The organism is Synechococcus sp. MIT S9220, assembly GCF_014304815.1.
Classification (GTDB): domain Bacteria; phylum Cyanobacteriota; class Cyanobacteriia; order PCC-6307; family Cyanobiaceae; genus Synechococcus_C.
Genome location: NZ_CP047958.1, coordinates 277,869 through 299,130, shown reverse-complemented (window position 1 = coordinate 299,130; position 21,262 = coordinate 277,869). Strand labels below are relative to the sequence as shown.

Genomic DNA, 21,262 nt, shown 5'->3' with positions numbered 1-21,262 from the left:
TCTTGTCGAGACCATCCGACGAAGCCCTACGTCACCAGGAAGACGTGGACCCACAGGTGCGTTGCTATCGCAGCCACTTCAGTGACCGCATGGAAATGCGGGCGGATCCCGACACGATTGCGAAATATCTGGATCAACACCAGGGTTGGTTCCGCAGGTGTGCGTCGCCCATGGAGGTCGAAGCTCTCGATCCCCAGGCTTACGCGCTGACCCTTGGACGCTTTGGGAATTTCGGCTTCGAAGTGGAGCCGACCATCGGCCTACGACTGCTGCCGCGCCAAGAGAGGAGTTACGCAATTGAAACCGTTGCTCTTCCAGATCACGATCCAGCTCTGGCGAAGTTGTACGACGTTGATTTTCAAGCCAATCTGAGCCTGATTGACCAACCCATCAACGACTTGGAGCATGATCAAACATGGGTGAATTGGTCTCTTGATCTCACCGTCTGGATTGCACTCCCCAAAGTGATCACCATGCTCCCCAACGGCCTAGTTCAGTCCAGTGGCGACCACCTGCTGCGCCAGATCGTGCGCCAGATTTCACGCCGACTGACCTGGAAAGTTCAAGAGGATTTCCACGCCACTCATGCACTGGCATGCCCTCCAAGGCGAAGGGCTGCTTTCTGACAGTTGACCTACCAGGATCAGCAGAAACCATCAACAGAATCAACGACAGATAACAAACACTGAATATTGCCTAGCTATTCCCAAATTTCCGTTCAAATGCTTAAAGCTCCGCAGTATTCACCCAACGCCATTCATTCTTAAAAACATGCAATCGTCGTCGCCACTGAACGAAACAAATCGAGCATGAAGCCCTGAATCTCCCATAAAAGGGCCCTCAACAATCCTTCGGATCAATCCCAACAATCCCTGATTAGATGGCCTGATTTGTTGCAAATTGTGAAAACGGCAATGTGTTATCTTTTCTCTTCATCAGCCAATCAACAATGGCATTGTCAGGATTTGAGATTGCCGTAGGCGGCATCACTTCCATTCCAGTGTTGGGCGGCCTGGTTTTACTCGGCTACAAAGCTTTTGGCGAGAAAAACCTTGATACATCCAAACTAAAACCAAAGAAACCAGCAGCTGCTGACAAGAAAGCCGCTCCTGCCGCTGGAAAGAAAGCTGCTCCCGCAGCTGACAAAAAGGCCGCTCCTGCTGCTGATAAGAAAGCTGCTCCTGCTGCTGATAAGAAAGCTGCTCCTGCTGCTGACAAGAAAGCAACTCCTGCTGCTGACAAAAAGGCCGCTCCTGCTGCTGACAAGAAAGCAACTCCTGCTGCTGATAAGAAAGCTGCTCCTGCTGCTGACAAGAAAGTTGATCCCGCAGCTGACAAAAAGGCCGCTCCTTCTGCTGACAAGAAAGTTGCTCCCGCAGCTGACAAAAAGGCCGCTCCTGCTGCTGATAAGAAAGCTGCTCCCGCAGCTGACAAAAAGGCCGCTCCTTCTGCTGACAAGAAGGCCGCTCCTGCTGCTGATAAGAAAGCTGCTCCCGCAGCTGACAAAAAGGCCGCTCCTTCTACTGACAAGAAGGCCGCTCCTGCTGCTGACAAGAAAGCTGGTCCAACAGAGGGATGAATGCCATCCAGGCAATTCCTCCTTGGCCGATCAATGCGGCATCTTTTAAATCAGAAGACGCAGATTAAGTCATTCAAACAGAAATAAATTCATCAAAACACGACTGAAGTCGCAAAAAGTTTATAGAGATTTGCATTCTCCAATCTCCACCACCGATTCAGCCATTCACGGGACAACCGTGATCATTGGATCGCACTGAAGACAAAAAAGATGCATGAATGAATTCATTGGCGACTAAGATCAAAGTGCAATGATGCACAAACATGGGTGACTGGAGTCAGCAGCTTCTGGAGCTGAATTTCCAAAAAGAAACAAAAGAAGATGGTTCGACCTCTTATACGCTCATCACTGGACATCGACGAGACTATTACTGGACAAAAATCACTGTGAAGCAGGTTGGCTCACCGACGCCCGATGCATGGCAAGTGACCTGCGCAAGATCAGAGATTCGAATTGGTCTCTGGAAAATTCATAATACGACTCAAGACATCAGCGTCGTCGTTCACACAAGTGCTCAAAAAATGATCGAAGACATCAATTATCAAACAAGCCTGAAGCCAAGCTTTTTGTCGAAGATCAGCAACTGACCCCATACCGAGGCTTAATTCAGCAAAGAAAACTCGATGATCGCGTGGCTTGTAGTTTAGCAAAATGACTGCAAATCAAGAATCAGTTCATACGGCCTGAGATAACGCTGGCCAAACACAATGAACGGATGCCTGTTGATCCATGAACATCGCAAAACCAAACATGAGGCCAACTCTCAATCCAAATGAGATCGATCAAGCCATCAGCCAGGCTGATCTCAGCGACATTGAAAGTGAAATTCTTGAGTATATACGGTATATCGGGGTCTTCAATGAACTCAGCCTAAAGAAGGCGTTGTCGATGCCATCTAAGCCACCCGCTTTATATCGACTCTGCAAGGCATGCGAAAAGATTGGCGATCAACTCCCTGATCAATTTAAAACGATGATGGCTTGGTCAGAAGAGCAAAGCGATGACAACATCGCTTGGCAGGGAAATTTAGTTTGCGCAATCGCGTATACATGCGACGGTACTAAATTACAACCCGAAAATGCAACGTCTCTCTATCATACTTTTGCAGTCCATCAAGAATTATTCAACGGACTAGAAGCTGATTGAATCGGATGCCCTACACAGGACTCAGCTGTATAGTAAGTGACAATACATTGTTAAATACTATTTGATCAAAGCCTCAGGGCGAGAAAAAATAGTGTTGATAGGTTTCTCTATGAAATTTACGATTGTCTTTGCATCAGCGACTGGTCACACGGAAGACATTGCTGAGAGGCTCGACCAGCTGCTTCCAGATTCTGAGCTGAAAGAGCTCAGTGATTTGCAGGACATCAAAGATATTGAAGCCTGCGAGGCACTGATCTGCTGTACTCCAACTTGGAACACTGGCTCAGACGTCAAGCGGTCAGGAACAGCATGGGACGAACACATTGAACAGATCCCAACCCTCAATTGCTCAGGAAAACCTGTGGCTATCGTTGGTCTTGGAGATTCAGCAGCATTCAGCAAATTTTTCTGTGATGCAATGGAGGAGCTTTATACAGCCTTCCAAAAAGCTGGTGGCAAGTCGATTGGTCATGTATCAGGTGAAGACTATATTTTCGATGATTCAAAAAGCATGATCAACGGGATGTTTTGCGGGCTTCCGATTGACGAAGACAATGAATCAGAAAAAACGCAAGATCGCCTGGAATCCTGGTGCAAAACAATTTTAGAAGAGTCTAATCAGTGATATAACGAGCATTGGCTTAAATACTTATCAATTACTTATACCGGCCAAAAACATTGCAAGACACAAGATTGTTTCATTCTCGAAGCGTATAAAACTCATTCGATTTGCTTGCTCTGAAAAGACATGCAATTCACGGGAAGTCCGGCAATGATGCTGACCAGTACAGGCGTCATCACCATGGCAAAGATCAGAAGTCCAATCGGTTGCGGTGTTGATTCGCGCGTTGCCTGAAACAGTGCCAGCACACAACTGCTCACGTACAGCAGAGATATCAAAAACGGCTTTAGCACTTGAACATTATTTCGATTGGAATCAATTCTATGACACTTGGGAAAGGGTGCGAGCTGTCGCCAATCCCAACCCTTAAACAACAATTGCCAAGCCCGGATACATGGCTCAACTCAATTCGACTTCGACGGCAGGGGGAAGTTAACTTTAATAAAGCCGCCTGAACTACACTTAGACCCAAATCAAAAGAGCCCTGGGCTCAATCTTTTTACAGGGATTCAAGCAGCCGATTACTCCTTTGCCAATAAAGAATGGACGACTTTGTGGAGAAGAAGCCGCCAAAATAAATCAACCTCAAGTGACCAATGGTTGAACCGAATTGGGATTATTTCATCAACGCTCCATTGGACCAAGGAACCATTCGGTTTGAAACGAAAACCGAGAGAGCCCTGCACGCACGAGTTGTTGCAGCAGAAGCCAACTGGATGGAAACCAAAACCTGCGAACAACTCAGTATTTATTGGTCTGCCAGAAGAGATCTAGATGCGTTTCGAGAAGGGCGGCAACAAGCAAAGCAGAAGTGATTCTGCTCACCAACCGCAGATCAGCACGATTTGGTTTCATTGCCAAAAAGAATTGAACTCATCAATCTATGTAATATAAATAACTTAGATGAACGACATAAGCTACTTAGCCTAGTTATTGTATAATCAAGAAATTACCTCAAAGCTTCGATGTATCAAGACTATACGGCAATTGCAATCCTGTTATTAACAGCAGTACCCCTTCTGGCTGTTGCTACAACCGTTTTCTTTTACGTTAGAAGTAACGATAGAAAAACTCCTCTTACCCGAGAAGATTTTTATCGTTGATGCCATCAACATCAATCAATCTCTTCAGCGGTTAGTCCAAATTCTGTTCATAATTTGCATACCACTGACAGCTTGCCAGAGAAACAATGTGAGCATTCCCATGTTCAACCCGACATGAGCTTTGCGCGCCACAAGATTGCCACGTTGCATTAAGGGTGAAAGAGCTGAGGCTGCTGCAATCATTCCGGTCATCACAAGACCAACCAATAAATGCGGACCTACAAACAGCTTGCCGTTGTTCAGATAGGTCACCGCCATTCCACTCAGCGTTCCGAAAACCATCACGGCCATCAGAGCGCTGCCCCAGAGATAGTGCCTCTGAGCGAATTTTCCTTTAACGAGAGCCTTGCGTTGCTCGGGAGTCCCAGTGCGCACTTTCTTGGCCTTGATTCCCAAGTACATGGCGTAGCCGCCTGCGGCGAGCAACAGCCACATCATCAGCGGATGCACGAAGTTGAGGCCAAAAGACAGGGACTGAGGCATCAAAAATCACACGACTGGTCGAAGGCTAAAACTGCAGCCCTCAGGTCGTGGACTCCCTCAACTTCCCGACGGTTCAGGTCATCAGTGCAGGAAGTGACGACGCCCAGTCAGAAGCATCGACAAGCCGAGTTCATTGCAGGCCTGGATTGAATCCCCATCACGCTTGCTGCCGCCTGGATGGATGACAGCCGTAATTCCATGTTCTGCAGCCATGCGGACCGTGTCGTCGAAGGGGAAAAAGCCATCACTGGCCAACACCGCACCCCGGCTGCGCTCACCCGCGGCTTGGAGGGCGATCTGCGCCGAACCCACCCTGTTCATCTGGCCAGCTCCTACTCCGAGGCTCTGACCTTCGCTGGCGACGACGATCGCATTGGAACGAACGTGGCGGACTAATTGCCAGGCAAAACAGAGATCTTCGCGTTCCCTTGCGGTGGGCACTCGCTCAGTTGCCACGGTCCAATCATCCGAACTCACCGGCTGATCATCAAGATCCTGCACAAGGACTCCACCAAGAATGCTGCGCACATGGTCGTGGCCGGCGGAATCAATCGAATCTGGGGAGAGTTCAAGCAAGCGCAGATTGGCTTTGGCGGCGAGGATCTCCCTCGCTTCGGGCGAAAACGCCGGTGCAACGACACATTCCAGGAAAAGACCCGTGAGTTCACGGGCAGCGGTTGCATCAACACAACCGTTCAAGGCCACGATGCCTCCAAAGGCGCTGACCCGATCCGCATCTAAAGCCCGACTAAGTGCGGCAGCAGTGCCATCACCCATCGCCACCCCGCAAGGGTTGGTGTGTTTCACCACAACAGCTGCAGCGCGACTAGCGGGGTGACGACCCGTGGTGCCGTAGCCAAATTCTCGGACCGTTGCCAAGGCAGCCTCCAGATCCAAGAGGTTGTTAGTGCTGAGTTCTTTGCCTTGCAATTGGATCGCTCCGCCCCAGCCCGACTTGGAGCTGTACCAGCTGGCGTGTTGATGGGGGTTTTCTCCGTATCGCAGGCGTTGACGCAATGGCAAAGCTTCGAGCCAGGGGAGATCTGCCGCAGTTGGATCGTCTGTGTCACTCAGCTCCGGCCTGACCTGCATCCAACGGGTAATTGCAGCGTCGTAAGCCGCCGTATGCGCAAAGGCCTCCACAGCAAGCTGGCGACGAATAGCATCAGAAAGTGCCCCACCTGAAGCATCCAGCGCTGCCAAAAAGCGGTCGTACTGATCTGGGGCAGTGAGCACAGCGACATGCGCGTGATTCTTGGCAGCGGACCGCACCATCGTGGGACCACCAATATCGATGTTCTCGATGGCGGTGTCCCAGCTCACCGCTGGATCAGCCACCGTCTCCCGGAACGGATACAGATTGACGACCACAACATCGATTGGTGCGATCTCCTGAGCGATCAGATCGGCTTCATGGCTGGGATCGCCACGTCGGGCAAGGATGCCGCCATGAATGCGGGGATGCAGCGTCTTCACACGTCCGCCAAGAATCTCGGGCGCGCCGGTGTGATCCGCCACAGGAGTGACAGGCAGACCAGCCTCCTTCAGGACCTTGGCTGTCCCACCGCTGGAGAGCAACTGGTAGCCGTAGCGGTGATGCAAAGCCTCAGCGAGAGGCACCAGTCCGCGCTTATCGGACACGCTCAGCAGCGCAGTGGGAGCCATGGCAGCAGGACAGGAATGAGACCTTGGGCCAACCTACGCAGCAGCAGGTCAACCAGTTGATGCCTGATTCAGTGATTCATGCCGGTCGGGAACCGGGACGCATTCGCCTGGTGCTTCTGCATGGCTGGGGGGCAGATGCCGAGGATTTGCTACCGCTTGGCGATGGGCTGGCGGCAGCAGCAACAGTTCCTGCGGAATGCATTGGACTGCAGGCACCCGAAGCTCACCCAAGCGGTCAGGGGCGCCAGTGGTACGGCCTGTTCCCGTCTGACTGGCAGGCCGTGCCGTCAGCAACGCAACAGTTACGCCATCGCATCGAAGAACTCGACTTGGAGACGATTCCTCTCTCTCAAACGGTTCTGATCGGTTTCTCCCAGGGAGGTGCCATGGCCCTGCACGTGGGTTGCAACCTGCCACTAGCAGGAGTGATCAGCTGCAGTGGCTACCCCCATCCGGGATGGCAACCACCGTCGACCCGCCCACCTGTGCTGCTTCTACACGGCCAGAATGACGACGTTGTACCGGCTGCGGCAGCAGAGCGGCTGCTTGCACTCCTCAAGCCGGGATCCAATGAATGCACCCTGAAAACCTTCGCCGGTGGACACACCATTCCACTGGAAGCTCAGGAAGCCATGGCTGAATCGATCGCGTCCTGGTTGAAATAACCCAACCAGGACAACATCTCGCCTGATTAAACGAAGGCGTATTCGTACTCTTCCATCTCTTCCCAGTCGTCGGAAGACAGTTCCAGGCCTTCAAAGATCACTTCTTCGCCGACGCGGTCGACGATCGTGCGCAGCGAAGGGAAGAGAAAGTGATTTTCCTCCGCATACTGTGCGCTGAACAAGCCCTTTTCACCCCAGAAAAAACGGTCGGTGGTGTGCTCATTGCGACGCACATTCAATAACGCTGGAGGAACAAGACAGCCTTCAGCGATGAAGCGGCGGGCCGCTGTCACGGGCTTGTGTTCACCGGTTTCAAGATGGAACGTGGCCACGTGGGCCAGAACACGCTGACCGGCAAGACGGCGGCGGCTAATCCGCTTGCGCTTCTTAGACATAAGGTTGCCTCCCGCAGACGGGAGCTGAGAGGTGGACTGAAGGGAGCTATTGGGCTGAGCCGTTGGACGAGCAATGTCCTGATCGATCCGCAAGGGGAGAATTCAGGTCATCAGCGTTCGGACTGCGGAAATCCGGTGAAGGCCGGCTCGCAATAAGACACACTCCATTGCTCGCAACGACAAATGTCGATGTCAACAGGGGATCATCAACCTCTGCTGTAACCTTGGTGGCACGGAAAGTGCAACCTCAATTGAAGCAACGAAGGAGCAAGGCCTCCCAGGGGCCGTGCTGTCGGTCGCATCTCCGATCTTAAGACTTTTTCCCAATTTGGCAAGCAGTCCAGATGCTGTACCGCACGACCGTCTGTATTCCGTGATGCAGTTCGGCTGATGCAACTGTCCGATCGGTTCCTAGAGCTGGCGCAGCAGCAGCTGCAGTCTCTTGGGGTCGAGACGGCCATGGCGCGTCTTGCCCTTTATGTCACCGACCGTGAACAGGGCTCCACTCCGACTCTGACGCTTGTGGCTCAGTGGCCTCTCGACTCAGCACTGCCACCAGCCATTGCCGAAGACCCCAGCCTGCGCAGCGTGGCTCAGGAACGTCGCTGGTACCCCTTACGCCACGAGAACATGCTTCTAGGCGTGCTGCGTGCCGAGCAGCAACCGCTGCCAGGCCGGCCCGTCGACCATGACCCTCGCCTCCAGATCTGCGCGGAAACGCTCGCTTGCATTCTCGGTCTGGAACAAGATCGCCGAAAGCTTCACCACCAGCTGGACGAGCAACGCCAGCAACTGAACCTGGTGGTGCACCAGCTGCGCAACCCTTTAACAGCACTGCGCACTTACGCCCAGCTTCTGCTGCGTCGCATCGGCCCAGACGATCAGCAGCGCTCATTGGTGGAAAGCCTGATTCAGGAACAGGATCAACTGAATCGTTATCTCCAGTCCCTGGACCGGATCGGCCAGGGCGAGCTCAGGTTGGAGGCGGATGCCTCCACACCTCTGCTGCTACCACCCGTTCCCGTGGATGCTCCTGACCTGACCGTGGCTGACCTGCTCAATCCTCTAATCCAGAGGGCTTCTGCCACAGCAACCCTGCAAAACAGGCCCTGGCATGGCCCTGACCAGTGGACTGCCTGGACCCAAGCCGCTCGCCCGGCCGCCGATGCCGTGATGGCTGAAATCGTGGCCAACCTTCTGGAAAACGCCTTCCGCTACAGCCCGCCCGGCTGCGCACTGGGCCTGAAGCTCCTGAACCATGCCATCTGCGTCTGGGACGCAGGCCCCAGCATTCCCGCCACGGAGCATGAGCGCATTTTCCAGCAAGGAGTACGTGGCAGCAACAGCACCGATCGTCCAGGCTCTGGACTGGGTCTTTCGCTGGCCCGTCGCCTGGCGGAAAACCGCGGAGGCTCACTGAACCTTCACACCGAACCGAAGACGCTGGATGCAGATCTGCCTGCGCAGGGCAATGCCTTTCTGCTCAAGCTGCCGACAACAGAGCAGGAACAAGCAACGCAAAACCCAGCAGCGTGAGCGTTTCGCAGATCATCAATGTGGCGCCATAGCTGTCGCCGGTATGTCCCCCCAGACGCCGGCCCAGCCACTCAGCAGGACCAAGAGCTGCACAGGTCCCAAGCAACGCAACACCGGCCCACGCGATGAGTAGCCGAGGCTCTAGCCCCCATACCAGCAGGCCTGTAGCAAGCAACAGCAACAGGGTCGGGTTGCCTTCACGCCAACCACCCCAGTTGCTGCGATGGAACGCCGCAGTCCCCGTGTCCTGCTGGCGTAGGTAAGGGAAGCGGCCCATGGCCCAAAGCGGCGAGACCCTCGCGAAAATCGCGGAGACCACCAGGGCCGCAGGAGCGAACCGACCCAGCTGAACCAGCGCTGAAAACTGGAGCAGCAGCGCGATGAACGCCGCCTGAACCCCACTGGCCCCGACACGGCTGTCATCCATGGCCTCGAGACAACGACTGTTCCCGGCAGCCAAACCGTCGGCCGTGTCCATCAGTCCGTCCAGATGAAGCCCACCTGTGAGCCAGAGACCAAGAGCCAAGACCGCAGGAGCGATCGCCACAGGTGGCCAGTTCAAAGCACTGAGCAACAGCCAGAGGGCTGCCATCAGCCCACCGATCACGGCTCCGATCAAGGGAGCAAAACGGGCAATGCGCTCGAAACGGGGTACGGGCCATGGCAAGCCAGGGAGCACTGAATAAAACACCCAGGCACCGGCCAGGTCACGCAACCAATTGGGAGAGGCAGACCGCAGAGCAGCGCAGATCAGGGAGTTCACTCACCGTAGGGTCAGAGGTCGGGCGGAGGTGCGCGTGTTCGACTTCAAGATCAGCGCTCACTGTTCGCGCACGGAAGCGCGCTGTGCAACCTTCTCAACCCCGCATGGAGTCGTCGATACGCCGCGGTTCATGCCGGTGGGGACCCTGGCCACCGTGAAGGGGGTCAGCACGGACCAGCTGGCAACCACCGGTGCCCAGATGGTGCTGTCAAACACCTACCACCTGCATCTGCAACCGGGCGAAGCGGTGGTGGAGGCCGCGGGTGGGCTGCATCGGTTCATGGGCTGGAACGGACCGATGCTCACCGATTCCGGTGGATTTCAGGTCTTCAGTCTTGGCGATCTCAATCGCATCGATGACCACGGCGTGGATTTCCGCAATCCACGCAACGGCAGCCGCATCCTGCTCACCCCGGAGCGATCGATGGAGATCCAGATGGCACTCGGGGCGGACGTGGCCATGGCCTTCGATCAATGCCCCCCTTATCCAGCAACTGAGAACGATGTGGAGGAGGCCAGTCGTCGAACCCATGCCTGGCTGGAGCGCTGCGTAAGCGCCCATCAGAAGTCCGATCAGGCCCTGTTCGGCATTGTGCAGGGAGGATGTTTCCCACACCTGCGTGACGCCAGCGCCAGGACGGTTGCCGGCTTCGATCTGCCGGGAATTGCCATCGGCGGAGTCAGCGTGGGCGAGCCGGTGGACGACATGCATCGGATCGTGCGCCAGGTCACTCCCCTGCTGCCGAATGATCGCCCTCGCTATCTGATGGGGATCGGAACTCTGAGGGAAATGAGCGTTGCCGTCGCCAACGGGATCGATCTGTTCGACTGCGTCTTGCCGACACGGCTTGGCCGGCACGGCACAGCCCTGGTGGGTGGGGAACGCTGGAATCTGCGCAACGCCCGTTTCCGCCACGACCACACACCGCTGGATCCAAGCTGCCCCTGCCAGGCCTGCCGTCAACACAGCCGCTCCTATCTGCACCACCTGATCCGCAGTGATGAGCTGCTGGGGCTAACCCTGCTCAGCCTGCACAACCTCACGCATCTGATCCGCTTCACCACCGCCATGGGGCAGGCGATCAAGGACGGCTGTTTTTCAGAGGATTTCGCTCCCTGGGAAGAGGACTCCCCGGCTCATCACACGTGGTAGCGTCCGCTCACTGACCGTTTTCCGCCGGGATGGCTGCTTTCTCACTTGATCTGCTGGCCCAACTTCCAGAGGCCTATCAGGCTTTCGGTCCGCTGGTCGACATCCTCCCGATCATTCCTCTGTTTTTCCTGTTGCTGGCCTTCGTCTGGCAGGCCTCCGTCGGTTTCCGCTGAAGCGTTCAGCGCTGTCGCTTTCCGCGACACAGCACCGACCAGGCGAAGTGAGGCAGTGCGAGGTAGCGCCTCCAGCGGCTTGGGTCTTGCAACAGTCTGTAAAGCCATTCCAGTTGCAAACGGCTGGTCCAACCTGGGGCACGTTGCTTCAAACCTGACCAGACATCAAAGCTGCCGCCGACGCCCATCCAAAGACCGGGCAGCTGGTCGCGCATTCTCTGAATCCAGATCTCCTGCAGTGGCACCCCTAGTGCCACAAGCACCAGATCAGGGCTGAGTCGCCGCAACCTTGTTTCAAGCTCCGGCCAGGCACTGGCGTCCTGATATCCGTGTTCTGCGAAGACAAGCTGCAGTTCAGGACTCTGTTGAGCAAGGCGGTCACACAGCCTGTCCATCACTTCAGGCGACGCTCCGACCAGTGCGACGCGCCACCCATGGGCTTCGGCGTAATTGAGCAACGACCAGGCCAGCTCGATTCCTGGACTGCGTTTCACCCTGACGCCCTGGCGAGCGAGAGCCCAGACCACCCCTGCCCCATCAGGAACCACAAGATCCGCGGCGCGGATGACAGCACCCAGGTCGATGTTGCGGCGGGCAAGCATCGTCATCTCTGCATTCAGCGTGACGATCTGACCACCACCCTCCGCATGCAGGCCGATGGCTGCGGCGGTGACATCCCTGCAGGCATCAACGGGAATATCGAGAACGTGGCAACGACGTTGATCGCGCGGACCCGTTGTCAGTACTTCCATCCGCGTGTCCGCTGCACGAGAGAATCTAGATCCGGTCGCGTTAGCCACCATGGTTCTGTCGAACCCGACCCGTGAAGAGGATCAGCTGCGGGCGCAACGACTGACACAGCTCGACCGCTCCATCGAACGGGTGGTGCTGCAGCGACAGAACCCGATCAGTGGGCTGCTGCCTGCCAGTACGGCCCACACCGTGCATGGCAATTACGGTGATGCCTGGGTTCGCGACTGCATTTATTCGATTCAGTGCGTCTGGGGGCTGGCGATCGCCCACCGGCGCCAACAAGGCAGCTGTCAACGTTGCTGGGAGCTCGAACAGCGCGTCATCGACCTGATGCGCGGATTACTGAACGCCATGATGCGTCAGGCCGCAAAAGTGGAGCGCTTCAAAAGCAGCCTCGATCCACTGGATGCTCTGCATGCGAAATACGACAGTGCCAGTGGATCCCCGGTCGTTCCTGATGATGGATGGGGGCATCTGCAGCTGGATGCCACATCACTGTTCCTGCTGCAGCTGGCCCAGCTGAGCTCCAGTGGTCTGGCTGTGATCCATAACCACCACGAAGCATCCTTCATCCAGAACCTGGTGTACTACGTGGCCAGGGCCTACCGCGTTGCCGATTACGGGATCTGGGAGCGGGGCGACAAGGGCAATCACGGCCTGCCGGAACGGAATGCCAGTTCGATCGGCATGGCCAAAGCCGCACTGGAGGCACTGGACGGGGTTGACCTCTGCGCGTCCCACGGAGACGGAAGCATGCAGGTGCTGATTCCCCACGGTGCTGTGGTGCGTCTGAGACGAGCCCTGACGGGGCTGCTGCCGCGTGAATCAGCCAGCAAAGAGGTCGACAGCGCCTGCCTCTCGGTGATCGGCTACCCCGCCTGGGCGGTGGAAGACCGGGCGCTGGTGGAGCGCACCAACAGACGGATCAGGCGCGAACTGGGAGGTCCCTACGGCTACAAACGCTTTCGCAGGGATGGTCATCAAACGGTGGTGGAAGACATCACCCGGCTGCACTACGAACGTGAAGAACTGGCCACCTTTGAAGGAATCGAATCGGAATGGCCACTGTTTCTCGCCTACGAATTGGTCACCGCCTGCTTCGAGCAGCGCTGGGACGAGGCCAACCTCTGGCGTGAACGTCTGCAGGCACTACAGGTGGAACGCGATGGAGAACGACTGTTCCCAGAGCTCTACCTCGTGCCCGCCGAACAGCTGGAGCTGGAACGGCGGGCACCCGGTAGTCAGCGCCGCATTGCCAACGAGAACGTGCCGCTGCTCTGGACCCAGAGCCTTGCCTGGATTGGAGAGATGCTGCTGGATGGACTGATCAAGGCGGAGGATCTTGACCCCTGCGGACGGCGACTACCCGCCACGCTGGGAGCCGACACAGTGTTGGTGTCGCTGGTTCCTGCAACTGATGCCGTCGCGCGACAACTGCAGAAGCTCGGGTTACCGGTCAGCGATCCAGAAGCCGCTGACCTACCAGTGCTGCCATCTGAGGCCCTACGAGAACGGTTAGGCAACGTTGGCGCCGACGACGCCCTGGGGCTCAGCGGTCACCCACCACTGCGACCGGAAACAGCGGTGACGGCTCGCCTCTATCGCCAAGGCGAACAACAACTGGCTTTTCTGCCGGCAGTACTGGAGGAGGGCACGTTCTTTCTCAGCCATGACCCACGACAGCTGATCGAAAGCATCGTCAACGAGCTGCATCTACTCCAACGGCATTGGCAGGGCCAGGGAGCACCCCTGCTGCTGATCCCCGTGCAAGCTGCTCTGCTGGAAAGACACCAAACGCTTCTGCTGGAACTCACCCAACGCCTGCAGAGCGGCAGCGTCGAAGACGTTGCTGTGGATTTCGCTGATCTTGAGACCCTGGCCAGCAAAGCCCAGTGGTTAACACTGCCAGATGAGAGAGAGAACACGAACGAGCCTCACAAGGCAGAACAGGCAGCTGAACTGCTGCAGGCCTCCACAGACCTGAGTGACCTGACAGCGGCCCAGGAGCAGGAACTAGATGACATTCCCCTGGAAGAGCTACGCCAGAGGCTGTGGAGCAGCCATTCTCTAAGGGAACAAGCGGAAGTCCTGGAGCTGTTGACGCAACGACTCGGTCAGCAAGCCATCCTCAGCGGACCCAAGGGAACTCCAGTTGAGCTGTCCACCCTGCTGCAGGAGATCTATCGCCGCGGCCTCAGCCAGGAGGACTGGAACGTGGCCAGACGCTGCGCCGGGGCCATGGGTCTGGTTCATCCTCAACTGGAAGACGCACTCACGGACCTGCTGAGCCGCCAGAAACAGGTCGTGATCGGCCGCAACTACAGCAGCGACTCCCGGCTGACCAGTCCTGTCTCCAGCCAGTCGATCGCAGCACTGATCGACCGCACCTGCGGCAGTGACGGACGCGAACGGATGCTCCAGCAGGAGTTGTTGCTTGCACTGGACGGGATTGCCAGGCGCGAACCGAGCATGATCCGAGGCTCTCTGACCTTCCAGCTCGGGCAGTTGCTGCTGCTGCTGACATCAGAGCTGGCCGCCGAGCAGCAAAGCAGTCAGGACGAAGCCTTCGAAGCCCTGTGCGATGAACCTCCTCACCGCATCAGCCTGCGCCTACGCACGGTGCTGGCCGACGTTGACCATGCCAGAGCCGCGCTGCAACGTCGGGAACTGTTGCACCTGAGCGGCAAGGTGCAATGGAACATCCCCGAACCCCTGGATGAAAGCCCCAGCGGTAGCGACTGGCTGCAACACCGGATCCGCCTGGGCTCACTGCAACAGGTGCCCAAAGAGTTTTATGCAGGGATCTGGTCACTGCTGCACCACTGCCGTGGGTTGGTGATCGGCGACAAACTGGAGCGCCGCAACCGTCTGACCAGCGCGCTGGTTCGCGAGAAAACCCCGGGCGAACGCAACTTCGCCATTCAGGTGGAGCATCTGCTCAGTCGCATTGGAGCTCCGGAATACCGGCAGCTCTGCACGGAAAGCCTGCTCTCGCTGATGGCCTTTTCAACCGCCAATCCCGACATGCGCTTCGACGACGACATCGCCCTTGATGTGGTCATCGGCCACGCCGTGAGAGTGGGCTGGAGGAATCGTCATCCCGAGCAGAACACCGTGGACTATTCCCAGCACAAAGCCGCTGCCTGGGATCAGTTCTACCGGTCATCTCCGGCCGAATGCCGGCAGTGGCAGATCGAAGCCCTGAGGGAACTCGCGGATCAGGAAAGACTGCACTGATCCCAATCAGATGGGGGTCTCGATCGCAACACCAACGCCGGGCTGCTCCACAGCCTGTTCAATCAGATCAGCCAAACGCAGGGCTCTCGAAGCCTGCTGACCATCGACTGCCGGAGTCTCTCGTCCGCGAACACATTGCAGAAAGTGTTCGAGCTCGGCATACAGAGGCTCAATCGAGGTGGTGCTCACCTCCTCAATGAAGCCGTCGTTGCGGTAGAGCAGCTCTCCGTGATCCGCGGAATACCACTCGTGGGCCCGGCGGTGGATGTGCAGGTTGTGATTGAGGAAGTCGGTTTCAACGAGGCTGGCCCGGCAATGCGCACTAAGCGTTCGGATCTTGCGATGACTCATCTTGCTGGCCGTGAGACTGGCCACCACGCCGTTTTCAAACCCGAGCGTGGCGTTGACGTAATCGATCGGGCCCTCCGAGCTGCGACCACCCGCCGCCGCCAGTTGCACCACCGAGGAGCTGGCCAGTTCGAGCACCAGATCCAGATCGTGGATCATCAAATCAAGCACCACGGACACATCGTTGGCCCGATCGGCATGGGGGCTGTGACGACGGGCTTCGAGCACCACCACCTCTTCGTTGGCCACCACCTTGGTGAGCTCACGGAACGCGGGATTGAAGCGTTCGATATGGCCCACCTGAAGCAAGCGGCCCACTCGGCTGGCAGCATCAATCAGAGCAGCGGCTTCCTCCTGGCTGGCGGCGATCGGCTTCTCGATCAGCACGTGAGAGCCAGCCTCCAGGCAAGCCAGACCAACGGAGTGATGCAGGAGGGTCGGCACCGCGATGCAGACCGCCTCAACCTCCTCGAGCATGGTGCGGTAATCAGAAAACCAGCGACATCCAAACTGCTCGGTGGCCAGAGCCCCACGTTGAGCGTCAGGGTCGGCAACACCAACCAGATCCGCGTCCTTGAGCAGGCTGAGCACGCGCGCGTGATGCCAACCCATGTTGCCGATCCCGATCACGCCGACCTTCACCGGAACCATGGCGTCGGTCATCAGTGGGACTGCACGAACCGGCTGATTATCGGTGATCAGTGCAATAGGGAGTGAATTACATCAATCCCTGGTCAGGATTGTCGGGGTCGATCAGCGAATCTGGCTCCTCAATGAGGACCAAAAGCACCCTCACAATGCGGGGACCAGCCATGGCAACAATCTCGAACTGGATGTTGTGATGGCGCAATGCTTCGCCCGGTGAAGGGATGTGCTGGAGCCGTTCCAGCAGGAAGCCGGCCAAGGTGTGATGGTCACTGGCTTCCGGGAGATCCAGCTGCAGCTGGCGATTCAGCTCAACAATCTCCAGATCTCCTGCAACAAGCCAGGTTCCCGGCTGGCCCTCCATCGGCATCAGGTCTGGTTCATCGGTTTCATCGTCAGGTTCATCGCCAACAATTTCTCCGGTGAGGTCTGCTGCGGTCACCAGGCCCTCCGTTCCGCCATGTTCATCAACCACCAGCAGCAACGGGTTACCCGAGCGGATGATGGCCAGCAGATCAGCAAGGTTGCTGGTTTCCGGCACCGTCTGCGCAGGCATCAGGTAGGGCTCAAGCCAGGAGTCTTCGCGCAGCTCACCTCGAGCGATCGGCTCGGCAAGACGGCGCAGATCAAGAACTCCCCGCACATCATCCAATGACTGACCGATCACGGGAAAGCGCGCATGGCGGGTGCGATGCACCGCCTCCATTAGCTCCGCGAAACGCACCTCAACGGGGAGGGTGACCATGCCGGATCGCGGCACCATCACCTCACGGACTTGAGTGTCGTGCAGAGCGAACACACCCTCGAGGATGTTGCGTTCGTCGGGTTTGAGACCGGTCACCGCGCCACTCTCGATCAGGGTTTCCAGCTCGCCGGCCGTGAGGGCAGGAACTGGTGCATCCCAGCGCTGGGTGAGCCCTACGAATCGCAGCAACAGCGAAGCCAGGCTGTCGAGTGCCGACAACAGTGGACTCAGCACCCGGATCGCGCCCTCGAGCACAGGTCCAAGCTGCAAGGCAGCGAACTCGGGACGGCTGAGCACCCAGGCCCGTGGAAGCAAGCCGGCAACCAGGGTGGCCAGCACGACCAGCAGCAAAAACCAGGCGAGATCCCACCAGCGTCCAGCAGGAACCTCCAGGGGCCACCAGCGCTGACCGAATCCACGACCGATCCAGCCCAGGGCTACCAGCGACAGGCAAGCCCCGAACTGTGTCATCAGCAGAGCAATGCGCAGATGCCGCTGCAGTCGCTGCACCGACTGGGCACCAGGGCGGCCCTCCTCGCTGAGAGCCTGCACCTGACTTGGCCTGAGCCGCAGGAGAGCCACCTCAGCAGCTGAAAACAGAGCCGGAAGAACCAGCAGCGCGATCAGCAGCAGGGTGCGCATTGGAACCAAACGATGGGGGTCGCGGGGATCGAACCCGCCTTAGGCGAATTATGAGTTCGCTGCATTCACCAGATTGCTAGACCCCCCTGATCCGTGGATTTACCACAGGGCACGCACCGGCTGAAAGGCATCCTCGTCCTGAATGAGATCAGGGGATGGGCTGCCAATGTCTTCGGCAAGGCTGCCACTGAAGCCATTGGGAATATCAACCGTGCGCCAGGGAATCGGATCACTCTGATCCTCAAGCAGCATCGTGTAGGTGTTCTCGATAGCAGTCCCGTCCCAAATAATCGTCTGATCAGGGAAACCGAATCCCATGAAGCGGTTGCCCTGAGGCCCGGCAACTGCAATACCCAGCAGGTCCGTGACCTGGTGCAGGAGATCCACACCGCTGGCATAAGGAGCTGTCCAGCTGTAGAAGCGCTCTTCCATCAAGGCTGAAGTGCTCTGCACCGGCCCGCAACGGGTGACCTCAACCGGAGATGGAGTCACATCTCCTGCAGAGATCGCAGTCGAAGGAGCCTCCAATGTGGTGGAGCAGACCACCGGTCGAGCCACTGCAGCTGCCTGAAACGAACTCAGTGACAGAAGCAGAAGCAAAGTTCTGAATCGAAGCCTGTCCAAGGGAGGAGGCACCACTGAGCGCAAACTAGGCAGAGGATCCGCGAAGCACCAGCCCCATGCCCGTCAATTCCGACCCATCCATGGATCGCCAGGCCCTGCTGGACCGACTGGCCCGGGAGGCTTATCGGCACGGGCAGTTCACCCTCGCATCGGGTCGCAGCAGCGAACACTATGTGAATTGCAAACCGGTGGCCCTCAGTGGCAGCGGCCTGGCGCTGCTCAGTCCCGCCATGCTGGCCCTGGTGGACAACGATGCTGCGGCCGTTGGAGGGCTCACGCTTGGGGCCGATCCCCTGGTGAGCGGGGTGGCCATGGCAGCGGCGCAGGAGGGCCGTGATCTGAATGCACTGATTGTGCGCAAACAGGCCAAAGGCCATGGCACTGGTGCCTGGCTGGAAGGCCCATTGCCTACATCAGGTGCCCTCGTGACGGTGCTGGAGGACGTCGTCACGACCGGTGGGTCCTCGATCCAGGCTGTTAACCAGCTGAAAGAAGCCGGATATTCCGTTCGGCGCGTGGTCACCATCGTGGATCGTGAAGAAGGTGGTCAGGAGACCATGGATCAAGCGGGCTTGGAGCTGGTCAGCTTGTTTCGACTGAGCGAGGTGGCTGCCAGAGCCAAGGAGCTTGAACAGTGATGAGCAGGGATCAGGACGCAACAGCATTGATCTGGGATGCGCGATTCCCCCTCATCCGTCTTGAGGGCCAAGGATGCAGCAGCTTTCTGCATGGCCAGACCAGCGCCAGGGTGGATGGCTCCACCCACGGCGATCTGATCCAGGCCTGTTGGCTCAATGCCACAGGCCGCGTGCAGGCCCTGCTTGAAATTCGCCTGGATTCGGCTGGCGCCGATGTGCTCGTGCTCAACGGAGACAGCAGCAGCGTCGCTGGCGGGTTTGATCGGGTGATCTTTCCCGCAGACCAAGTGCGGCTGGGAGAGCAGCGCCAGCAGCGCCGGATGCAACGCCTTGAAGCTGGAAAGGCGCCCGACTTCACCCAGGTGATCTGGCTGAGTGAAGCCAGCGAGCCACCGACCTCCTGGGCAGAACTCAGAGCCTGCAACGCCACAGAACTGGAATGCTGGCGGAACAAGCAGGGCTGGCCGCTGGGAGATCAGGAGCTCACTGGCGACACCAATCCCTTTGAACTGGGTTTGTCCGATTGGGTCGAGCTGAACAAAGGCTGTTATCTCGGACAGGAAACCGTGGCCAAGCTGGCGTCACGGGGTGGTGTGAAACAGCAGCTGCGTTGCTGGCGAAGCACCTCTGAGATTCAAAAGGTCCTGACAAGCGGCGATCAGCTCAAGCTGAATGACTCGCGTGCCGGAATTATCACCAGCGTTTCCAAAGACACGGCAACAGGGAGCAGTTTCGGCCTCGCCCTGGTCAGGCGTCAGGCGCTCGACGCGGAAACACTGCAAGCGGGAGACAGTGGTGTCGAGGTCTCCATCACACGACCCAGTGGCTTCTGCGACCCGCCCGCTCGAGGCTGAGAGCGACTGTCAACTTCGAGCATCCATGCAGCCACCGCCCAGGTAGCCAAGCCATCATCACGGTTGTAGGTGAAGATCCAGCGCAGAGCCTGGACATGCCCACGGTCTTGCGGTCCGGTGCCACGCCACTGCCTCCACCAGAGCAGCGCCCTTGCACCATCCACCCCAGCCTGACTCCAGCTGAATCCAAGCCAATCGGCGACTGTCTTCAACCCATAACTATTGAGGGGAAGTCGCCAGTGAGTGCGCAAGCGGGCATGCACATCGACCAGCCGGCAACGCAGGGCCTGTCGTTCCTCATCACTGACGGCCTGGCGTTGGGCCATCTTGCACAAAGCCAGTGACTCCGTCTCGCCGTAGTGCAAGACGGGCCAGCCCTCATAACGGTTCAAAAATCGCTTGATGCGTTGCCAGCAACGCCTCTCACCATGCTCCTGCAGCATCAACAGAGGGTGATAACTGGCTCGATCAAGAGCCCAGCAGCCGTCGGGATCCCGGGGTAGACAGACAAATCCATGCAGAAAGTCATCACGGGCATCCGGGTCTGATTCGATGTCATAGAGCAGTACCCCAGGCGCATTCCTTAGTTCTGGCAAGGCGAAGGAATCGGCCAAAGCCTGCGCCTGCCCATCCCGCTGGGCTCGAGCCTGAGCTACGAGGGGAGCCGCCACGGCTCCGTGTTGCTCTCCAAATCGCTGCAGCTGCTCCGCCAGACGATGCGGATCAGCATCAGCAAGTGCTTTCAGGCCATCAATCCCCAGCTCGAGGAGCATCTCCCGTCGCTTGGCGCCAATACCACTGACCTCACTGAGATGTCCAACCCGGCGGGCCTCGGCGTTGCACACACCTCGCCAGCTGCACAACGAACACTTACGCCGATCAGAAGCAAGCGGAGGTGGCTCGGCCCGCTCCAGATCAGATGCCAGTTTGCGCAGTGCCTCATCCAGCTGACGCTGCAGGGACTCACCGAGAGCAACAGTTTCCTTCTCGAGGTAGCGGCCTGCTCCCGCCAGAGCCAGCCCGTCCTTGACAGGAGCGTCCTGAAACAGAGCGAGCAGACGAGCTGCCAACGCCAGCTGCAGTCGATGCTCCCTGGTGAGTCGTCGCCCCTGCCTGGCCAAGACGGGGCGATACATGTAATCACCCCAGCGACTGCGTCCGGGCTGGCGCTGCAGCAGAGCTGGATGCGCCTCGATGCTGTATCCCTCCGCAGTGCGTCCACGCAGCCGCAGTCCCACCACACCGACTTCACCCCGCTCGCAGGCAGCGAGCCCATGTCCAGGCTTGTGCGGCAGTAACGCAACAAAACTGCGTTGCTGATCATCAAGCTGGAGGGTGCGATGGGCGGTGTAAACCCTCTTGCCCTGATCACCATGGCGATCGAGCCAGGCCCGACGCCGGCAGCGGGACCAGCTGCGCAGCAGTCGGTCGGTGAGTGGCTTGTCAGCAGAAGGGGTGTCACCCATGGCCCGAGGTTAAGGCGGCCAACTGCT

22 protein-coding genes and 1 tRNA gene are annotated in these 21,262 nt (G+C 57.8%); 13 read left to right on the top strand and 10 right to left on the bottom strand.

Features of this window, described 5'->3' with window-relative positions; all coding sequences use genetic code 11:
* Positions 1 to 2: 2 nt before the first annotated feature.
* The 6 genes from SynMITS9220_RS01395 to SynMITS9220_RS01370 all read left to right on the top strand — a co-directional run bounded on the left by SynMITS9220_RS01395 (position 3) and on the right by SynMITS9220_RS01370 (position 4,162).
* Positions 3 to 626, top strand: coding sequence for a DUF1997 domain-containing protein (locus SynMITS9220_RS01395; protein ID WP_255483175.1), 624 nt, complete (start codon positions 3 to 5; stop codon positions 624 to 626).
* A gap of 323 nt (positions 627 to 949) precedes the next feature.
* Complete coding sequence (locus SynMITS9220_RS01390) at positions 950 to 1,579, top strand: hypothetical protein (protein WP_186990250.1); 630 nt, start codon at positions 950 to 952, stop codon at positions 1,577 to 1,579.
* Positions 1,580 to 1,842: 263 nt separating this feature from the next.
* A complete protein-coding gene (locus tag SynMITS9220_RS01385) occupies positions 1,843 to 2,166 on the top strand; it encodes a hypothetical protein (protein WP_186990248.1) in 324 nt (107 codons plus the stop codon).
* A 142-nt stretch (positions 2,167 to 2,308) separates the two neighbouring features.
* Positions 2,309 to 2,725: a hypothetical protein gene (locus SynMITS9220_RS01380; RefSeq protein ID WP_255483174.1), complete on the top strand. Its 417-nt coding sequence runs from the start codon at positions 2,309 to 2,311 to the stop codon at positions 2,723 to 2,725.
* Positions 2,726 to 2,786: 61 nt separating this feature from the next.
* Positions 2,787 to 3,350: a flavodoxin FldA gene (fldA, locus tag SynMITS9220_RS01375; protein WP_370594355.1), complete on the top strand. Its 564-nt coding sequence runs from the start codon at positions 2,787 to 2,789 to the stop codon at positions 3,348 to 3,350.
* A 593-nt stretch (positions 3,351 to 3,943) separates the two neighbouring features.
* Complete coding sequence (locus SynMITS9220_RS01370) at positions 3,944 to 4,162, top strand: hypothetical protein (RefSeq protein WP_067093183.1); 219 nt, start codon at positions 3,944 to 3,946, stop codon at positions 4,160 to 4,162.
* 312 nt (positions 4,163 to 4,474) lie between these two features.
* Here the strand turns inward: SynMITS9220_RS01370 and SynMITS9220_RS01365 are convergent, their stop codons facing one another.
* Positions 4,475 to 4,933, bottom strand: coding sequence for a DUF4079 domain-containing protein (locus tag SynMITS9220_RS01365; RefSeq protein ID WP_186990246.1), 459 nt, complete (start codon positions 4,931 to 4,933; stop codon positions 4,475 to 4,477).
* A gap of 81 nt (positions 4,934 to 5,014) precedes the next feature.
* The gene (purH, locus tag SynMITS9220_RS01360; RefSeq protein ID WP_186990244.1) at positions 5,015 to 6,598 is read right to left on the bottom strand and encodes a bifunctional phosphoribosylaminoimidazolecarboxamide formyltransferase/IMP cyclohydrolase; all 1,584 of its coding nucleotides are present in this window, start codon (positions 6,596 to 6,598) and stop codon (positions 5,015 to 5,017) included.
* A gap of 23 nt (positions 6,599 to 6,621) precedes the next feature.
* Between purH and SynMITS9220_RS01355 the strand changes: the two genes are divergently transcribed.
* Positions 6,622 to 7,263: an alpha/beta hydrolase gene (locus SynMITS9220_RS01355; RefSeq protein WP_370594354.1), complete on the top strand. Its 642-nt coding sequence runs from the start codon at positions 6,622 to 6,624 to the stop codon at positions 7,261 to 7,263.
* 26 nt (positions 7,264 to 7,289) lie between these two features.
* Here SynMITS9220_RS01355 and SynMITS9220_RS01350 read toward each other — a convergent pair whose 3' ends face one another.
* Entirely contained in the window at positions 7,290 to 7,658 is a 369-nt protein-coding gene (locus SynMITS9220_RS01350; protein WP_067093332.1) for a DUF3155 domain-containing protein, read from the bottom strand.
* A gap of 390 nt (positions 7,659 to 8,048) precedes the next feature.
* Here SynMITS9220_RS01350 and SynMITS9220_RS01345 point away from each other — a divergent pair, with 390 nt between their 5' ends.
* Positions 8,049 to 9,194: a sensor histidine kinase KdpD gene (locus SynMITS9220_RS01345; RefSeq protein ID WP_186990242.1), complete on the top strand. Its 1,146-nt coding sequence runs from the start codon at positions 8,049 to 8,051 to the stop codon at positions 9,192 to 9,194.
* Here the strand turns inward: SynMITS9220_RS01345 and SynMITS9220_RS01340 are convergent.
* Positions 9,142 to 9,957, bottom strand: coding sequence for an adenosylcobinamide-GDP ribazoletransferase (locus tag SynMITS9220_RS01340; RefSeq protein ID WP_255483173.1), 816 nt, complete (start codon positions 9,955 to 9,957; stop codon positions 9,142 to 9,144). The two genes, SynMITS9220_RS01345 and SynMITS9220_RS01340, sit on opposite strands and share 53 nt — an antisense overlap.
* Before the next feature lie 34 nt (positions 9,958 to 9,991).
* On the opposite strand from SynMITS9220_RS01340, the gene tgt reads away from it, so the two are divergent.
* On the top strand, positions 9,992 to 11,110 hold the full coding sequence (gene tgt, locus SynMITS9220_RS01335; protein ID WP_186991710.1) for a tRNA guanosine(34) transglycosylase Tgt: 1,119 nt from the start codon (positions 9,992 to 9,994) through the stop codon (positions 11,108 to 11,110).
* Positions 11,111 to 11,139: 29 nt separating this feature from the next.
* The gene (locus tag SynMITS9220_RS01330) at positions 11,140 to 11,283 is read left to right on the top strand and encodes a photosystem II reaction center protein K (RefSeq protein ID WP_067093186.1); all 144 of its coding nucleotides are present in this window, start codon (positions 11,140 to 11,142) and stop codon (positions 11,281 to 11,283) included.
* Between the two features lie 5 nt (positions 11,284 to 11,288).
* Here SynMITS9220_RS01330 and SynMITS9220_RS01325 read toward each other — a convergent pair whose 3' ends face one another.
* Positions 11,289 to 12,035 carry a WecB/TagA/CpsF family glycosyltransferase gene (locus SynMITS9220_RS01325; RefSeq protein ID WP_186990240.1) on the bottom strand — a complete coding sequence of 249 codons (747 nt, stop codon included), beginning with the start codon at positions 12,033 to 12,035 and terminating at the stop codon, positions 11,289 to 11,291.
* 49 nt (positions 12,036 to 12,084) lie between these two features.
* On the opposite strand from SynMITS9220_RS01325, the gene SynMITS9220_RS01320 reads away from it, so the two are divergent.
* Complete coding sequence (locus tag SynMITS9220_RS01320; protein ID WP_186990238.1) at positions 12,085 to 15,273, top strand: glycoside hydrolase family 15 protein; 3,189 nt, start codon at positions 12,085 to 12,087, stop codon at positions 15,271 to 15,273.
* A 6-nt stretch (positions 15,274 to 15,279) separates the two neighbouring features.
* Here the strand turns inward: SynMITS9220_RS01320 and SynMITS9220_RS01315 are convergent, their stop codons facing one another.
* From SynMITS9220_RS01315 to SynMITS9220_RS01300, 4 genes are all read right to left on the bottom strand, one after another.
* A complete protein-coding gene (locus tag SynMITS9220_RS01315; RefSeq protein ID WP_067093188.1) occupies positions 15,280 to 16,284 on the bottom strand; it encodes a Gfo/Idh/MocA family protein in 1,005 nt (334 codons plus the stop codon).
* Positions 16,285 to 16,339: 55 nt separating this feature from the next.
* Complete coding sequence (locus SynMITS9220_RS01310; RefSeq protein WP_186990236.1) at positions 16,340 to 17,653, bottom strand: hemolysin family protein; 1,314 nt, start codon at positions 17,651 to 17,653, stop codon at positions 16,340 to 16,342.
* A gap of 13 nt (positions 17,654 to 17,666) precedes the next feature.
* Positions 17,667 to 17,739, bottom strand: a tRNA-Ile gene (locus SynMITS9220_RS01305).
* Positions 17,740 to 17,752: 13 nt separating this feature from the next.
* Positions 17,753 to 18,253, bottom strand: coding sequence for an occludin/ELL family protein (locus SynMITS9220_RS01300; RefSeq protein WP_186990234.1), 501 nt, complete (start codon positions 18,251 to 18,253; stop codon positions 17,753 to 17,755).
* An 80-nt stretch (positions 18,254 to 18,333) separates the two neighbouring features.
* On the opposite strand from SynMITS9220_RS01300, the gene pyrE reads away from it, so the two are divergent.
* Both pyrE and SynMITS9220_RS01290 read left to right on the top strand, forming a co-directional pair.
* Entirely contained in the window at positions 18,334 to 18,915 is a 582-nt protein-coding gene (gene pyrE, locus SynMITS9220_RS01295) for an orotate phosphoribosyltransferase (protein WP_186990233.1), read from the top strand.
* Positions 18,915 to 19,769, top strand: a complete 855-nt coding sequence (locus tag SynMITS9220_RS01290) for a folate-binding protein YgfZ (protein WP_186990231.1) — start codon at positions 18,915 to 18,917, stop codon at positions 19,767 to 19,769. Before pyrE ends, SynMITS9220_RS01290 begins: the two co-directional genes overlap by 1 nt.
* Here SynMITS9220_RS01290 and SynMITS9220_RS01285 read toward each other — a convergent pair.
* Complete coding sequence (locus SynMITS9220_RS01285) at positions 19,670 to 21,235, bottom strand: TM0106 family RecB-like putative nuclease (RefSeq protein WP_186990229.1); 1,566 nt, start codon at positions 21,233 to 21,235, stop codon at positions 19,670 to 19,672. The genes SynMITS9220_RS01290 and SynMITS9220_RS01285 overlap by 100 nt on opposite strands.
* Between the last annotated feature and the right edge of the window lie 27 nt (positions 21,236 to 21,262).

Bases quoted from the DNA above. Each gene is read 5' to 3' on its own strand.
- SynMITS9220_RS01390 (WP_186990250.1), top strand. From the start codon at position 950: ATGGCATTGTCAGGATTTGAGATTGCCGTAGGCGGCATCACTTCCATT.
- SynMITS9220_RS01385 (WP_186990248.1), top strand. From the start codon at position 1,843: ATGGGTGACTGGAGTCAGCAGCTTCTGGAGCTGAATTTCCAAAAAGAA.
- SynMITS9220_RS01380 (WP_255483174.1), top strand. From the start codon at position 2,309: ATGAACATCGCAAAACCAAACATGAGGCCAACTCTCAATCCAAATGAG.
- SynMITS9220_RS01370 (WP_067093183.1), top strand. From the start codon at position 3,944: ATGGTTGAACCGAATTGGGATTATTTCATCAACGCTCCATTGGACCAA.
- SynMITS9220_RS01365 (WP_186990246.1), bottom strand. From the start codon at position 4,933: ATGCCTCAGTCCCTGTCTTTTGGCCTCAACTTCGTGCATCCGCTGATG.
- purH (WP_186990244.1), bottom strand. From the start codon at position 6,598: ATGGCTCCCACTGCGCTGCTGAGCGTGTCCGATAAGCGCGGACTGGTG.
- SynMITS9220_RS01350 (WP_067093332.1), bottom strand. From the start codon at position 7,658: ATGTCTAAGAAGCGCAAGCGGATTAGCCGCCGCCGTCTTGCCGGTCAG.
- SynMITS9220_RS01345 (WP_186990242.1), top strand. From the start codon at position 8,049: ATGCAACTGTCCGATCGGTTCCTAGAGCTGGCGCAGCAGCAGCTGCAG.
- SynMITS9220_RS01330 (WP_067093186.1), top strand. From the start codon at position 11,140: ATGGCTGCTTTCTCACTTGATCTGCTGGCCCAACTTCCAGAGGCCTAT.
- SynMITS9220_RS01325 (WP_186990240.1), bottom strand. From the start codon at position 12,035: ATGGAAGTACTGACAACGGGTCCGCGCGATCAACGTCGTTGCCACGTT.
- SynMITS9220_RS01320 (WP_186990238.1), top strand. From the start codon at position 12,085: ATGGTTCTGTCGAACCCGACCCGTGAAGAGGATCAGCTGCGGGCGCAA.
- SynMITS9220_RS01315 (WP_067093188.1), bottom strand. From the start codon at position 16,284: ATGACCGACGCCATGGTTCCGGTGAAGGTCGGCGTGATCGGGATCGGC.
- SynMITS9220_RS01310 (WP_186990236.1), bottom strand. From the start codon at position 17,653: ATGCGCACCCTGCTGCTGATCGCGCTGCTGGTTCTTCCGGCTCTGTTT.
- pyrE (WP_186990233.1), top strand. From the start codon at position 18,334: ATGCCCGTCAATTCCGACCCATCCATGGATCGCCAGGCCCTGCTGGAC.
- SynMITS9220_RS01290 (WP_186990231.1), top strand. From the start codon at position 18,915: ATGAGCAGGGATCAGGACGCAACAGCATTGATCTGGGATGCGCGATTC.
- SynMITS9220_RS01285 (WP_186990229.1), bottom strand. From the start codon at position 21,235: ATGGGTGACACCCCTTCTGCTGACAAGCCACTCACCGACCGACTGCTG.